The 14,310-nt window shown below is 68.5% G+C and carries 15 protein-coding genes and 1 tRNA gene; 8 read left to right on the top strand and 8 right to left on the bottom strand.

Annotated features, from left to right (window positions below):
- Positions 1 to 65: 65 nt before the first annotated feature.
- Together L593_RS10265 and L593_RS10260 are read right to left on the bottom strand one after the other, a co-directional pair.
- Positions 66 to 629 carry a DUF420 domain-containing protein gene (locus tag L593_RS10265; RefSeq protein ID WP_020446894.1) on the bottom strand — a complete coding sequence of 188 codons (564 nt, stop codon included), beginning with the start codon at positions 627 to 629 and terminating at the stop codon, positions 66 to 68.
- 124 nt (positions 630 to 753) lie between these two features.
- Positions 754 to 1,482, bottom strand: coding sequence for a GNAT family N-acetyltransferase (locus L593_RS10260; protein WP_020446893.1), 729 nt, complete (start codon positions 1,480 to 1,482; stop codon positions 754 to 756).
- 198 nt (positions 1,483 to 1,680) lie between these two features.
- Between L593_RS10260 and L593_RS10255 the strand changes: the two genes are divergently transcribed.
- Positions 1,681 to 2,544, top strand: a complete 864-nt coding sequence (locus L593_RS10255) for a hypothetical protein (protein ID WP_020446892.1) — start codon at positions 1,681 to 1,683, stop codon at positions 2,542 to 2,544.
- 63 nt (positions 2,545 to 2,607) lie between these two features.
- Here the strand turns inward: L593_RS10255 and L593_RS10250 are convergent, their stop codons facing one another.
- From L593_RS10250 to L593_RS10240, 3 genes are all read right to left on the bottom strand, one after another.
- Complete coding sequence (locus L593_RS10250) at positions 2,608 to 4,044, bottom strand: hypothetical protein (protein ID WP_020446891.1); 1,437 nt, start codon at positions 4,042 to 4,044, stop codon at positions 2,608 to 2,610.
- A 1-nt stretch (position 4,045) separates the two neighbouring features.
- Entirely contained in the window at positions 4,046 to 4,897 is an 852-nt protein-coding gene (locus L593_RS10245; protein WP_020446890.1) for an ABC transporter ATP-binding protein, read from the bottom strand.
- A 510-nt stretch (positions 4,898 to 5,407) separates the two neighbouring features.
- Positions 5,408 to 5,492 (bottom strand) — tRNA-Leu (locus L593_RS10240).
- 145 nt (positions 5,493 to 5,637) lie between these two features.
- Between L593_RS10240 and L593_RS10235 the strand changes: the two genes are divergently transcribed.
- The 4 genes from L593_RS10235 to L593_RS10220 all read left to right on the top strand — a co-directional run bounded on the left by L593_RS10235 (position 5,638) and on the right by L593_RS10220 (position 9,339).
- Entirely contained in the window at positions 5,638 to 6,168 is a 531-nt protein-coding gene (locus L593_RS10235; RefSeq protein WP_020446889.1) for a multiprotein-bridging factor 1 family protein, read from the top strand.
- A 273-nt stretch (positions 6,169 to 6,441) separates the two neighbouring features.
- On the top strand, positions 6,442 to 7,305 hold the full coding sequence (locus L593_RS10230) for a winged helix-turn-helix domain-containing protein (RefSeq protein WP_049894058.1): 864 nt from the start codon (positions 6,442 to 6,444) through the stop codon (positions 7,303 to 7,305).
- A 111-nt stretch (positions 7,306 to 7,416) separates the two neighbouring features.
- Positions 7,417 to 8,583: an acyl-CoA dehydrogenase family protein gene (locus L593_RS10225; RefSeq protein ID WP_020446887.1), complete on the top strand. Its 1,167-nt coding sequence runs from the start codon at positions 7,417 to 7,419 to the stop codon at positions 8,581 to 8,583.
- 207 nt (positions 8,584 to 8,790) lie between these two features.
- On the top strand, positions 8,791 to 9,339 hold the full coding sequence (locus L593_RS10220; RefSeq protein ID WP_201764625.1) for an HAD family hydrolase: 549 nt from the start codon (positions 8,791 to 8,793) through the stop codon (positions 9,337 to 9,339).
- A 24-nt stretch (positions 9,340 to 9,363) separates the two neighbouring features.
- On the opposite strand, the gene L593_RS10215 is transcribed toward L593_RS10220, so the two are convergent.
- A complete protein-coding gene (locus tag L593_RS10215) occupies positions 9,364 to 9,603 on the bottom strand; it encodes a DUF5822 domain-containing protein (RefSeq protein WP_049894437.1) in 240 nt (79 codons plus the stop codon).
- A 166-nt stretch (positions 9,604 to 9,769) separates the two neighbouring features.
- On the opposite strand from L593_RS10215, the gene L593_RS10210 reads away from it, so the two are divergent.
- From L593_RS10210 to L593_RS10200, 3 genes are all read left to right on the top strand, one after another.
- A complete protein-coding gene (locus tag L593_RS10210; RefSeq protein ID WP_020446884.1) occupies positions 9,770 to 10,264 on the top strand; it encodes an NYN domain-containing protein in 495 nt (164 codons plus the stop codon).
- Between the two features lie 202 nt (positions 10,265 to 10,466).
- A complete protein-coding gene (locus tag L593_RS10205; protein ID WP_020446883.1) occupies positions 10,467 to 10,652 on the top strand; it encodes a hypothetical protein in 186 nt (61 codons plus the stop codon).
- Positions 10,649 to 10,894: a hypothetical protein gene (locus L593_RS10200; RefSeq protein ID WP_020446882.1), complete on the top strand. Its 246-nt coding sequence runs from the start codon at positions 10,649 to 10,651 to the stop codon at positions 10,892 to 10,894. The genes L593_RS10205 and L593_RS10200 overlap by 4 nt, the downstream gene beginning before the upstream one ends.
- A gap of 35 nt (positions 10,895 to 10,929) precedes the next feature.
- Here the strand turns inward: L593_RS10200 and L593_RS10195 are convergent, their stop codons facing one another.
- Together L593_RS10195 and ppc are read right to left on the bottom strand one after the other, a co-directional pair.
- Positions 10,930 to 11,343 carry a VOC family protein gene (locus L593_RS10195; protein ID WP_049894053.1) on the bottom strand — a complete coding sequence of 138 codons (414 nt, stop codon included), beginning with the start codon at positions 11,341 to 11,343 and terminating at the stop codon, positions 10,930 to 10,932.
- Between the two features lie 225 nt (positions 11,344 to 11,568).
- Positions 11,569 to 14,262, bottom strand: a complete 2,694-nt coding sequence (gene ppc / locus L593_RS10190) for a phosphoenolpyruvate carboxylase (RefSeq protein ID WP_020446880.1) — start codon at positions 14,260 to 14,262, stop codon at positions 11,569 to 11,571.
- Positions 14,263 to 14,310 lie beyond the last annotated feature (48 nt).

Below are 14,310 nucleotides of genomic sequence, written 5' to 3'. Positions count from 1 at the left end.
AACGGTGCGGAGAGTGCCGTACACGCAAATCCGGACGCCAAACACGCACTTCCTCGCCTGGGGAATCAGTACACGACGTACAGCAGCAGGTAGACCACGACGCCGAGCGAGAAGGAGATCAGCCACAGCGACGCGGCGATCCGGCCGTACTTGGCGTGGGGACTCTGCCGAATCTCCGGCACCGTTCGCGTCGCCCCGAGCAGCCCGACGAACCACAGCAACGGGACGCAGACCATCGCCAGCAGGATGTGGATCGCCAGCAGCGGGAGGTAGACGTACAGGTAGACGGCGTCAGGGCCGGGGAAGCCGTGTGGCCCGAGCAGGGAGACGCGATAGAGGTAGAGGACCAGGAACGCCGCGAACAGGCCGGCGCTGGACACCATCAGCTTCCGGTGGCGATCCACCCGCCCGTTCCGGATTGCGCGCCAGCCCAGCGAGATCGTCGCGATGGCGAGCAGGCTGATCGCGGCGTTGACGTGTGGAATCGTGTCGAGGACGGCGTCGGGCGCGTCGGGGAGCAGCGCCGTCGGAATGCGCTGGCCCGCGGCGGCGAAGACGAGCGCGAGCGAGACGGTGCCGAGGACGGCCGTCGCCGCACGAACCCGGTCGCGGAGATACGCTCGCAACATTACCCGAGCGTTGCGACGCGATCGCCATGTGGCTGCCGATCCCGGTCGTCGACGCGAGCTCACAGCGGCCCGTGGAGGCCGCCCGCTTCCCGCGCTGCTCGTCCGCGCCGCTCGTCCATGCCGCTCAGAGGTACGCGGCGTCCCAGCGGGTGGGCTTGCGGGTGTTGCCACACGCGCTGCACTCGACGCGTCCCATCGAGTCCATCGCGGTCGCGAGGGTATCGCAGTGGCCACACTGGAACCCGTAGCGCTCGGTCTTGTCGGCGTCGGCGAAGACGGTGAAGAAGGGACCGAGGGAGCCGCGGCTGGCGTCCTCGAGATCGACGTAGACCTCGCGACCGTCGTCCTCGAGGACGGTCACGCGCTCGCGGCCCTCGCCGTGGTAGACGTGCTCGGTGTAGGGCGTGCCGTCGATCTCGACCTCGCGTTCGCCGACGCGCTCGAAGCCGAGTTCGCGATAGAATGCGTTGCCGTCGGCGTTGTTCGAGAGGACGAGCCCGCGGACGTGGTCGGCGCCGGCGTCGGCGAGCCAGTCGGTGGCGGCCTCGAAGAGTCGACGGCCGATGCCCTCGCCGCGGTAGTCGGGATGGACGTGGAGCCAGAGCACGTCGCCCGTGCCGGTCTCCGGGACGTAGGCCGCGTCGACGACGCCCACGATCGCGTCGTCGCGTTCGGCCACGAACACGGCCCGGTCGCCGTCGTCGCGCTTCTCCGCGAGCGCGTCCGTCCCGAACCACTCCCCGACGGCGGCCGTGATCGTTCCCGGCCCGAGCGAGTACGAGGAGAGCATCGATCGCTCCACGAGTTCCCGGACGGGGTCGCCATCCGCGGGTGATGCCTGGCGTACGTGCATGCCCTAAGGGTACGCCGAGTACCGGCAAAAAGGCAGGTGTCCGTGCGAATTGTTGCACGAACGTAAACCGGCGGCAGACGAACGGGAAGCGGTGGAAGGGAGCGGCTACGCCGAACGATCGGCGAGCGACACGTCGAGTTCACCGCGTGGAGCGCGAACGAAACCCACTTTGTCCGTCCGCTCCGTTCGTGTGATTGTATGCCACATCTCGATCGCCTGCGCCAGCCGGAGTACACTGGCGAGAACCGGTGTATGGCGTGCACCTACGTCAACGTCCTCCTGACGGTCTGTTTCACCGCGTTGCTCGTCGCGGTGGCGGCGCAGCTGCTCGGCCCAACGCCGGCCCTCGGCGTGGGTGCGGTGTTCGCAGTGCTCGCCGCGGGGAGCATCTGGCTCCGGGGGTACCTCGTCCCGAAGACGCCGACGCTGACGAAGCAGTACCTGCCGAAGTCCGTCCTCGAGAAGTTCGGCAAGGCACCGGATGTCGGCGTCGCGCCCGCCGGGGCACACGACGACCAGACCGCAGAGCGGGACGCCGCCGAGGAGGGCGTCGAGGCGTTCGACCACGAACAGCTGCTCCTCGACGCAGGTGCCGTCGAACCCTGCGAGGACGTCGACGACCTCTGTCTCACGGACGCCTTCGATCGGGACTGGTCGGCCCACCTCGAGGCGCTCCCCGACGAACTCGATCCGGAGACCGCCGCCGCGGAGATCGGGATCGACCTCGGGCGCGAGCACGTGCACGTCCAGCGCTACGAGAAGGGAACCGTCGTGACGGAGCACGATCGGCCGATCGTCGAGTGGCCCTCGGAGGCGGCCATGCGCCTCGACGCCGCGGGCGCCCGCACGCTCGCCGATCACTCCGCGCAGTGGGACGCATTCGACTTCCGACAGCGCGCCGCGCTCGTCGCCGGCCTCCGCGTGTTCGTCGAGGAGTGCCCGGACGGCCAGCCCGCCGAACTCAGCGAGGAGCAGGTCGAGTCCTGCTGTACGAGCCACACCGTGGTTACACTGGAGTGTGCCGACTCCGGCGCACGGCTGTTCGAGTGGCAGGTCGACTGAGCACCGGGGGAACCGCATCGAATCGCCTGCGGAGTGCGAGCGCGTCGACGCGACCGAACGTTCTCAGCTGACCGCGCCGCTCCGGTACTGCGCCTCCCAGCGGGGCCCAGCCCGCCGACCGAGCACGGTTCCGACGACCCCGAGCACCAGCGCCGTCGTCGCGACGCCGGCGAGCAGCCCCGGACCCGGCGAGGGCACGACGAGGGCGACGATCAACAGCGGCGCGAGGGGTACGAGCACCGCGAGCCCGAACGCAGCGAACAGGACGGTGTCGAAGAGGAACTCGTTGGGCTGGAGGCCGGCGAGGAACGCGGTGAGGCCGCCGACGTAGACGTGGATGCCGGCGAACAGCAGGAGGCCGAGTCCGGCGTCGACCGGCGTCGTCCCCAGCCAGACGAGCGCGACTGCGAGGGCGACGACCCCCACCGGGAGCCCGACGAGCGCGAGTGCGCGTCGCTTCGCGGCGACGACGTCACCGATCGAGAGCGGGAATCGGCGGTATGACGGCGCGTCCGCGGCCGTGGTCAGCCAGTTGTAGCTCGTGAACGCCGAGAGACCGAGCAGCGGGCCAAAGGTCAACCCCGCCTGCGGATCGACGCCGCCGATCCGGCTGACGAGCGCGACGACGCCGCCGGCGACCGCCAGGAGAACCGTCGCCGAGAACGCGATCGTGCCGAGTCCGCCTGCGGAGCGGGAGAGTTCGAGCAGCGATCGCGCGACGAGGCCGCGATCGTCGCCGATGCGATCCGCGAGCGCGCCCAGGGCTGGCTCCCGGGTTCGTGCTGGGCGAGGATCCGACCGGCCGAGGCCGGTGAACCCCACGCTCGCCGTGATCGCGATGCCGACGGCGGTCCCCGCGACCGCGAGCAGCGACGGATCGTCGTAGAGCCCGTACGGCGAGACGTCGGCGATGGGGAGTCCGGTCCAGATCGCGCCGCCGACGCCGGCGAGCAACCCGAGCACGAGGAGCGTTCCGGGGATGCCCCGCTGGACGAGCGCGATCAGCGCAGTCGTCGTCGCGAGTCCGAGTGCGAACGTCGCCGGCAGCGAGACGAGGAGCCTGGGTGCCGCTGCGAGCAAGGCGTCGTCGTAGAGCAGGCCCGCGGGGACGAACGCGACCGCGAGCGGGAGGAAGATCAGCCCCGAGTAGTAGACGAGGTCCCGGATCAGGAAGGCGGCGACGACCCGGCTCCGCGAGAGCGGGAGGTGGTGCCAGGTCGAGACGAGCAGGGAAATCTCGCCGAGCATCCGCTCCAGCGCGTCCTGGGCGACCAGCCCCATCGAGCCAGTCTGGAGGCCGAACGCGAAGACGAGCGCGTGGAGGCCAGCGATCGCCACGGCGACGTCGACGCCGGCCCAGGCGAGGGCGGCGACGGCCGACGCCGTGAGCGCAGCGACGACGATCGGGAACGCGGCGAAGCGCCAGCCCCCGAAGAGGCGGACGTGCAGGCGCCACTCCTCGCGGAGCATCGCCGCGAACAGCGCACGGTTCACAGACATGCTATCGCCCGCGATCCTCCTCGTCCGGGTCGTCCGCTGGCGATCCTCTGGCCTGCGGCGCCGCGGCCGAGACGCCTCCGGCACCGTCGGCAGCCGCGCTGGCACCAGCGCCGTCGTCCGCGATCCCATCGGCAGCGGCGTGGCCGTCCTCCACGGCAGCGAGGAACTCGTCGAGCAGCGTGCGATCGGGCGCGAGATCGCTCGGGTCGCGCTCGGCGACGAGTTCACCGCCGTGCACGATGCCGACGGTCGTGCAGACCTCCGCGGCGACCTCGACGTGGTGGGTCGAGAGCATCACCGCGTTGTCCCGTGCGTACTCGACGAGCGCCTCCTTCACGCGCTCCTGGACGATCGGGTCGAGGTTCGCGAGCGGTTCGTCGATGAACACCGCGTCGGGGTCGTGGAGGAAGGCCGCGGCGATCATGACCTTCTGCTGGTTGCCCCGGGAGAGGTCCGCGGCGAGCGTGTCGAGGTGCTCGGCCATGCCGAGGCGGCCGGCCCACTCCTCGACGCCCCGTTCGAGGGTCGCGTCGTCGATTCCCCGAACGCGGCCGACGAAGTCGAAGAACTCCCGCGGCGTGAGGAAGGACGGTGGTGCCTCCTTCTCCGGCAACACGCCGACGCGCTCGCGGACACCGATCGGCTCTGCCGCGGGATCGACGTCGAGCACGCTCGCCGACCCGCCGTCGGCCTCGAGCTGCCCGGTCAGGAGTTCGATCGCGGTCGTCTTCCCCGCGCCGTTCGGGCCGAGCAGCCCGTAGAGTTCGCCGGCCTCGACGGACAGCGAGAGCCCGTCGACGGCCGCGAGGTCGCCGAAGGACTTTCGGAGGGCCTCGGCCTGGATTGCAGTCATGCGACGTGCTGTGTACTGACAGCCGAAGTAACTCCCGGCCGCGGCGAAGGAGGCAGCGTGACGCGCCGGCAGAGCCGGGGAACGCTCCGCCGGATCGCTCTCGGGGGCGCTCCGTCGTCCTCAGGCCATCAGAAAGTAGAACGCCGCAACCGTCGCGCTGGTACTCCCGTTTCGATCCATGTGGTGCACGCAAACGGAACCGAGATAGTCTGATTGGCCGTTCACATCAAGACCAGTGCGCAAACCGCCAACAAGCATCCGCGCTCGCTCCCGCGGGAGCGAGCGCGGTTCCGAGCGGTGCGGCTAGGGGCGAAGCGGCCTTTTCCCCAAGTTTTGCGAGGAGCGGGTCGCACGCGACCCGCTCCTCGGAAAAGTGGAAGTGCGTGGGACCGGATTTGAACCGGAGGAAGACGGTCCGGTTCGCTCGCTACGCTCGCTGCACGGGCTGCGACTTCCAGGGTTCAAACCGGCCGCGCATACCTGCCGCTCGCGGTGTTGCTCGCGGTAGGATGCGTGGGACCGGATTTGAACCGGCGGACCCCTACGGGACAGCGCCCTCAACGCTGCGCCGTTGGCCTGGCTTGGCTACCCACGCGCAAGTGAATCGACGCAACCCAACCTTGCCGACCGGGTAGTAAAAGCACTTTCGTTTGGGACCGTTTCCGGATCACCGGACGGAGTGCCGGCGCTCGGGACCGCGACGGCGTAGCCTTAAATAGAGCGAGCCGATAGCGGTCACCATGGCGAAGTACTCGACGGGTGGCTCCTCGGGTTCGGGCGACGGCGACGCCTGCGAACTCTGTGGAGCGGAGACCGACGCCCTCCGGGAGGCGAACGTGGCCGGGGCGCAGCTGCTGGTGTGTCGGGACTGCGCGCCCCACGACGACGCGGCGAAGACGGAATCCCGGACGGGCGGCGGCCAGGACGCGGGGGGTAGCGACGACGACCAGGAGATCGACCGGACCCGACGCGCGGTCCAGAACACCGCCAAGGCCAACGACGTCTGGGACGGAGACTCCTCCCACTGGGAAGAGGAGGGCACGGACTACGACGACGACCCGCTCCCGTACCTCGTCTCCGGCTACGGCGAAGCGCTCACCGAAGCGCGCCAGGAGGCGGGCCTCCAGCGCGAGGAACTCGGCGAGGAGATGGGAATCGACGAGTCAACGCTGCTCGCGATCGAGCAGGGCCGAGCGACCCAGGCGGGGGTTCCCGGGTCGGTCGTCGAGGCGCTGGAGGAGCGACTCGACGTCGAACTGAGCGAACAGTAGGCGCGTTCACGCGGGCTGCAGGGGTTTTGCGTCAGCGGGCAGGGGCGCCCGACGAGCGGGGACTCGCCGAGCGTTACGATCGACGCAGCATATGCTCAATCGACAGCCGGGCACATAGTACTTGTCATTCCTCTTACCATAGACCGCTCCGGGCAGGCTGGAGCGTTCCTAACTGGCCGGGATACTCGGCGGCGAGGCGGCGGCCCGATTGCCTCGCCGTGATCGGTGGAGCGTTCCACCATAGCTATGTTCCGTCGGCAAGAACCGCCGGTGATGACCGGGGCTGTCGCCTTCGTCCTTGGTTCGGAGGCGCGACGGGAGGTGTTGGCACGACTCGCCGACTGCGACGACAGCGGGCGTGGGATCGTCGCCGCCTGTGACGCAAGCGAGTCCGCCGTGTACGACGCCCTCGGCCGACTCGAGGACCGTGGCTACGTCGAGGAGACGTCCGAGGGCGCGTGGCGGCTGACCGGGGCCGGCCGCCTCGTCGCGGACACCGTCGAGCGCTGCGAGCGTCTGGACTGCGTCATCGGCGGCGACGCGGAGTACTGGGCGGCCCACGACCCAACCGGGCTCCCAGCCGAGTTCCGTCGCACGATCGACCGCCTCGAGTGCTGCGAGGTCGTTCGCTCGCCGGACACCGATCCCTACCGCGCGGCACGCCGGGTCGAGCGGGCGATCGAGAGCGCGACCACCGTCGCGATCGTCGCGCCGATCTACAGCGATCGCCACGCCGAGGCCCTGCTCGAGACCGACGCCGAACGACGGCGACTGATCATGACGCCCGGGATGGTCGACCGGCTGCTCGAAGACGAGCCCGCAGGCCCGGACACCGAACTCGGCGACCTCCAGATCCGCGTCCAGCCCGCGTCGATCTCGATGACGGTGACCGACGGTTCCCTGCTGTTCTCGCTTCCGACCCCGGACGGTAGCTTCGATGCCACCTCCGAGGTCGTCGCGGAAGGCGACGCGGCGATCGAGTGGGGCCGACGCCTCTTCGAGCACTACTGGGAGCGAGGCACTCCGGTCGGCCAGTGGATCGCGGACGAACACCCCGAGGCGCTCGCCTCGGAGAACGTCCACGCACCTGACGTCCCCGACGAGGTCGCCGGGGAACGGTCGCCCGAGCAGGAGTAGTCCGACGTCCCACGAGAAGCCGTCCAGCGATCGCCGCATCGCCGCATCGATCCCCGGATCTGCCCGTCCGGGCGCCTCAACCGTTATGCCGCAGTCCGCGCAAGGGAGCCCATGCAGCTGACCGAGGAGCAACGGACCATGCGGGACGTGGTCCGCGAGTTCGCCGAGACGGAACTCAGGCCAGCCGATCGCGAGGGCGACGAGACGGAGACGTTCCCCGAGGGCGCCTGGGACGACCTGACCGAACTGGATCTGACTGGAATCGCGGTGCCGGAGGAGTTCGGTGGCATCGACGCCGACATGGTGACCTACGCCGTGTTGAACGAGGCCGTCGCCTACGGCTCGCTGTCGATCGCGACTGCGATGTCGGTCCACGGACTCGCCTGCGCCTGCATCGACACGTTCGGGAGCGACGCCCAGCGCGAGCGCTGGCTGCCCGAGATGGCGACCGGCCGGCCCGTCGGCGCGTTCGCCCTCTCCGAACCCGGCGCCGGTTCGAACCCCGCGGAGATGACGACGACGGCTCGGCGCGAGGGCGACGAGTACGTCCTCGACGGCGAGAAACAGTGGATCACCAACGCAACGCGGGCCGGCGTCGCCATCGTGTTCGCGAAGGCGGTGCCCGAGGACGCGGGGGCAGGTGCCAGCCCCGACGACACTGGCGAGACGGTCACGCAGTTCCTCGTGCCGACGGATCTCGACGGGTTCGCCGTCGGCGAGCCCGAGGACAAACTCGGCCTGCGCGCCTCCGACACCGCGCCGATCACGCTCGACTCGGTCAGGGTTCCCGCCGAAAATCGCCTGACAGAGGAAGGGCGGGGACTCGCGGCTGCATTCGAGATCCTGACGGGCGGCCGGGTTGCCATCGGCGCACAGTCCGTCGGACTCGCGGAGGCGGCCTTCGACGACGCCGTCGCGTACGCCCAGGAGCGTGAGCAGTTCGACGGCCCGATCGCGGACATCCAGACGATCCGGCACAAGCTGGCCGAGATGCGCACCGAACTCGAGAGCGCCAGGCTCCTCACGCGGGAGGCCGCCCGGAAGCTCGAGGCAGGGGCCGACGACGCTGCGGTGGCCGCGAGCATGGCGAAGTACAGTGCGAGCGAGTCGGCGATGTCGATCACGAACGAGGCCTTGCAGATCCACGGCGGCTACGGCTACGTCTCGGAGTTCGACGTCGAGCGGTACTACCGCGACGCGAAGATCACAGAGATCTACGAGGGGACGACCCAGATTCAAAAGGAGATCGTCGCGCGGCACGTCCTCGGCGAGCAGTGAGGGGACGCGGGCGCTGTGACACGGGCGAGTGAGGACTCCGGATCGCGAGTAGGAGTGACCGGAACGAAGAGGCAGAAGTGACAGCTACGAACGATCAGAATTGACGCCAGGAGCGGCGATTCCCGAGTGGATCGCCAGGGAGGTGCCCCTGGAGTCTAACGAGGTGGACCGACAACGCTTAGGCCATACTGGCAAGTAATTTCGAGCGTGTCACACGAGTTCGAGGCCCGGGTGTACGACCTCGATGGAACGCTGGTTCGTCTCGACGTCGACTGGCAGGAGGCGGCCAGCGACGTCGTCGCCGTGTACGAGGACGCCGGACACGACGTCGATCCGGATCGCGACCTCTGGAGCCTCGTGAACGAAGCAGGACGGTACGCCGTCCAGGACGAGGTCGAGGCCGTGCTCTCCGAGCACGAACGGGCCGGCGCGGAGGCCTCCGAGGCGCTGCCGCTCGCCGACGAGGTCGACTCGACGCGGGACCCGATCGGCGTCTGCTCGCTAAACTGTGAGGACGCCGTCGAGATCGCACTCGAAAAGCACGGTCTCGACCGGTACGTGAACTCGCTCGTAGGGCGAGACACCCTCAGGGAACAGAAACCGGATCCGACGCCGTTGCTGACGGCACTCGATCAGATCGGCGCGACGCCGGTCTCGACGGTGTTCATCGGCGACTCGGCGACAGACGAGCAGGCCGCAGAGCGCGCCGGGATTCCGTTCCAGTGGGTCGAGGATCGCGTCCAGCAGCACTACTGATCGTCCCCTACGGGGCGTTGGACCTCAGGACTCGGCGACCCGTCGCCGCTCCAGCAGGTAGACCGCGATCGAGGTCACGAACCAGACGATCGCGCCGATCCTGATCGCGAACGTCGCGCGATCGCCCCAGGTCGGCAGCGAGAACGGAATCGAGACGAGCGCAACCAGCGGCGCGCCGATCACGATCGTGTAGACGAAGGTGAGCTGCATCACCCGGCCGAAGTCGACGCCGTCCGGATCCGTGGTCTCGACGGGCTCGGGCACGCTCGCCGGTTGCACCCGCCAGTATATGGGTGATGCGTTTGCGGGATCGACTGCTCGGGCAGCAGTGCTTCGACCCACGAGACCGTCTCGGGCGCCAGCGCCGACGGCCGTGCAACGGCAGCAGCGGCGCAGAAACTATTTCCGTTGGACTCACCCAGCAAGGAGCATGACGACGCATCCGGGCCAGCGCGTCGCCGTCCTGGCGGACGCGCAGAACCTCTATCACACGGCCCAGAGCCTGCACACGCGGAACGTCGACTACGCCGCGCTTCTGGAGCGGGCGGTCGACGACCGCGAACTCGTGCGTGCGATCGCGTACGTGATCCGTGCGGACGCGCCGGAAGAAGAGAGCTTCTTCGAGGCCGTCGAGGAGATCGGGTTCGAACCGAAGATCAAGGACATCAAGACGTTCGGCGACGGCTCGCAGAAGGCCGACTGGGACGTGGGGATCAGCCTCGACGCCGTCACGCTCGCCTCCCACGTCGACACGATGGTCCTCTGTACCGGCGACGGCGACTTCGCGCGCCTCTGCTCGCACCTCCGACACGAGGGCGTGCGCGTCGAAGTCCTCTCCTTCGAAGCCTCGACCGCCGAAGAGTTGATCGACGCGACCGACGAGTTCGTCGACCTCGGGGGCGATCCGGACCGATACCTGCTGTAGCGCCGAGCGGCGACAGACGGCGTCTCGAACCACGATCGTTCGCTATCAATTCGCACGCCGAGCCGACAGTACGGCTATCGTTCACGAACGAGCCCTGATGGAGCGATACGCACCACCATGGAGAGATCTTAATACTGTATTAGGTGTATAATAATATCTCTGGCAAAGTTTATACTTCATGCCGTTGCAGTCACAGGTACGCATGGCCGCTACCAACGTCCCCTCGAACTGGTCCGACCCGTCGACCTGCCCGTTCTGTGGCGCCGGGCTCGCAGACCCCGGCGCTGGCTTCGTCGACCACCTCGCAGAGAGTCCCGCTTGCGAGAGCGGGCACGCCGACTGGAAGGAGAACGTCGCCGGCGACCTCGCCGGTGGGTGGAGCGGATGAGCGCGTCCACCGAGCAGAAGCTCGCCGGCGTCGCCGCCGCGGAGCTCGAGATTCCCGACGGCCTCGACACCGCCCAGTCGAAGCTGTGCTACCTCGCGCTCGACGCCGCGGGCACCGCGACCATCGACGAACTCGACGGCACGCTCGACCTCGGCAAGCTCTGTCTCCTGAGCGTCCTCGGGGAACTGGAGGACGCCGGCCACCTCCAGCGGACCGCCGACGGGCGGTACGCAACGCAGTAGCCTGTAGCAAGCGATCGACGCGGCCCCGGCCCTCCTCACTCCGGCGCGACGACTTCCACTTTGATACCCTCCGGATCCTCGCAGTACAGCGCGTAGTAGCCACCGGCGTGGGGATGTTGATCCGGGTAGAGCACCGACGCGTCCGAGCGCTCCCGGACGCCCTCGATAATCCGATCCACTTGCTCTCGCGACCCTGCGTGGAACGCGAGGTGGTTCAACCCCGGTGCGTTCCGATCGTAGGCAGGCTCCTCGTCCTCGGCCTCTATCAGCACGACGTACGTCGGCCCGTTCACCCAGGACCGGCCGCCGTCCCAGTCGTCCTTTGGTTCGTGCCCGAGTTCGCCGAGCAGCCAGCCCCAGAAGTCGGCCGACGCGTCGAGGTCCGACGCGTATAGCTCGACGTGGTGGAGTTGCCCCGCGTGGTCGGCGTCGGCCCAGTCGTGGCCCATGCAGTTCGCGTCGGAGCACGTCGGGAAAAAGGTGCGGTGGGCCTCACTATTGGCCGGCGTGACGACTGCCGCGAGCATCCGCGAGCGACTGCAAGGAGCGAGCGGTTCCCGCGGGCGAGGAGCGGCAGCGACGAGCCCGCGCCTTTTTTGGCGGAGATTTTTTGCGCGAGTGGTTCCCGCAGGCCGATCGAAGAACGGCCGAGGAAACCCGAGCGGAAAAAGGTCCTATCCCGTATTCTTCATCCCCGCTGCGATGCCCTTCACCGTCAGCCGGAGAGTACGCTCCTCGGTCTCCGTCCGGTGGGTCTGGGCGAGCAGGTGCGTCTGGAGCAGGTTCAGCGGGTCGACGTAGGGGTTACGCCGATCGAGCGACTCGCGCAGCCACTCGCGATCGATCGGGTGGTCGCGGCCGGTGATGTCGGTGAGGAGATCGACGGCTTGCTCGTACTCGTCCTGGAGCCGCGGGAAGAACTCCTCTCGGAGGTCCGGATGAGCGAGGTCGGCGTACTCCTGGGCAATTTCGAAGTCGGTGCGGCCGAGCGCCTGCGCGGCGTTGTCGAGGCGCGTCTGGAAGAACGGCCACTCCTCGTACATCTCCTGGAGCGTCTCGACGTCGCCGCCGTCCTCCAGCCAGGACTCGATGCCCGTGGCGATCGCGTACCAGCCCGGGAGGATGCACCGGGACTGCGTCCAGGAGAACACCCACGGGATGGCGCGGAGGTCCTCCACGTTGCGCTCGCCCGAGCGGGAGGCCGGTCGCGATCCCATGTTGAGGTCCTCGATGACGGTGATCGGCGTCGCTTCCTCGAAGTACTGGACGAAGCCATCGGTCTCGAGGAGGTCGCGGTACTCCTCGCGGGCGGCGTCGGCCATCTCGTCCATCGCGTCGTACCACGCTTCAGGGACGTCCTCGACGGGCTGTTCGATGGCACGGTGACGGGCCCGGACCTGTGCGTTGAGCATCTGCTCGATGTTACGCTCGGCGATCCGCGGGTTGCCGTACTTCTCGGAGATGGCTTCGCCCTGCTCGGTGAACTTCACCTGCCCGGTGATCGTCGAGTTCGGCAGGGAGAGGAGGGCGTCGTTCATCGGCCCTCCGCCGCGGGAGATGGAGCCGCCGCGGCCGTGGAACAGCCGCATCGTGACGTCGAAGTCGTCGCAGATCTCGGCGAGACGGCGCTGGTTCTTGTAGAGCGACCAGTTGGCGGCGAGGAACCCGTTCTCCTTGTTGGAGTCGGAGTACCCCAGCATGATCTCCTGGAGGCCGTCGCGGGCCTCCAGCGCCTGAGCGTAGGCCTCGTTCTCGAACAGCGTGCCCATGATCCGGCGGGCGCCAGAGAGCGCGTACTCCGTCTCGAGGAGGGGCACGATGTCGAGCCCGCAGTGGCCGGGCAGTTCGACGACGTCGGCGTGGTCCGCGAGGAAGAGGACCTCCAGCACGTGAGACGGCTCGTCGGTCATCGAGATGGCGTAGGTGTCGATCGCCTCGACGCCGAACTCCCGCTGCCAGTCGCCCAGCTTGTGGAAGCGTCGCGCGACGCGGGCAGCGGTGTCCGAGAGCCCCTCCCGGTCTTCGAGGTCGACGACCGGTTCGTCCTGGAGGATGCCGTCGGTCAGCACCTCGACGCGTTCCTCTTCGTCCATGCCGGCGTAATCGAGTCCCTCGCGTCCGAGCAATTCGGATATCGTCTCGGTGTGGTTGGCCTGGTGGTCGCGGAGGTCGAGCGACGCGAGGCTGAACCCGAAGGTGTCCACGCGGCGGGCGAGCGGCTCGACGTGGGCCTCGTCGACGGCGTCGGCACCGTTGCGCCGGAGGCTCTTCGCGACGTCCTGAAGATCCTCGTGCAGCTCGGTCGCGTCCTCGTAGCCACCGGGGCGGACGTCGCCGACGCGCTGGAGGCGCTCGCGCATCAGCTTGAGCTTCTGGCGGTAGGGCTCGCCGGGGTAGCGCTCCTCGGCCTCCTCCGCGATCTTGGGCAGGCGTTCCCGATCTTCCTCGAGTGACGCCTCGAACGCCTCCCCGACGTCGATGCGACTCCCGTCCTGGCTCAGGACGCCGGAGAGCGCCTTCAGGTCCTGGCGGTAGTTCTCGAGCACGACGCGTCGCTGGCGTTCGAGCGTGTTGGTCGTGACCTCGGGCGTGACGAACGGGTTGCCGTCGCGGTCGCTGCCGGCCCAGGATCGGAACTCGAAGAGCTTCGGCACGTCGACGTCGTCGAACTCGTCGTCGAGGGCGGCCTCGAACTCGTCGTAGACCTCGGCGACCACGTCGTAGAGCGTGTTCTCCAGGTACCACTGCACGTTCCGGGCCTCGTCCTCGGGTTCGGGGCGGCGGTTCCGGACCTGGGGCGTCTGCCAGAGGCTCGTGACCTCGGCGTCGACGTCGCGCTCGACGTGGCCCTGCTCCTTGTCAGTCAGGTGGCGCTCGTCGAGGGTCTCGAGGTGGTTCGCGACCGCGCGGAGCTTCGACTTCACCGTCTTCCGGCGGGCCTCCGTCGGGTGCGCGGTGAAGGTCGGCTCGATGAGGACGTCGTCGAGCACGGCCTCGACCTCGTCGGGGTCGAGGTCCGCGTCGGCGAGCTCCTCGGCGGCCTCCTCGAGGCTGTCCTCCAGGTCGTCGTCCTGGGAGCCCTGTCGGATGGCCCGGACGCGCTCGCGTTCCTCCGCGAGGTTGATCAGCTCGAAGTAGGTCGTGAACGCGCGAGCGACGACGCTGCTCTCCTCCGGCGAGAGGCCGTCGAGCACGTCGTGGAGGTGCTGGCGCGATCCGAGCTCCCCGCCGCGGTAGTCGATGGCCGAGGTCCGGAGGTCCTCGACGGTCTCGAAGTCGGCCGTCGAGGTCTGATCCTCGAGGACGTCCCCGAGCAGGGCGCCGAGCTCGCGGACGTCCTGCCGAACGGTCCTGTTGTGCAGTGGCATGCTATCACGTGGATTGTCGTGTCGTGGCTAAAACCCGTCGAACCGGAA

Source organism: Salinarchaeum sp. Harcht-Bsk1 (assembly GCF_000403645.1).
Lineage (GTDB): Archaea > Halobacteriota > Halobacteria > Halobacteriales > Salinarchaeaceae > Salinarchaeum.
Note: the sequence above shows the minus strand (reverse complement) of the source record. Positions and strands in the feature narration are given on the sequence as shown.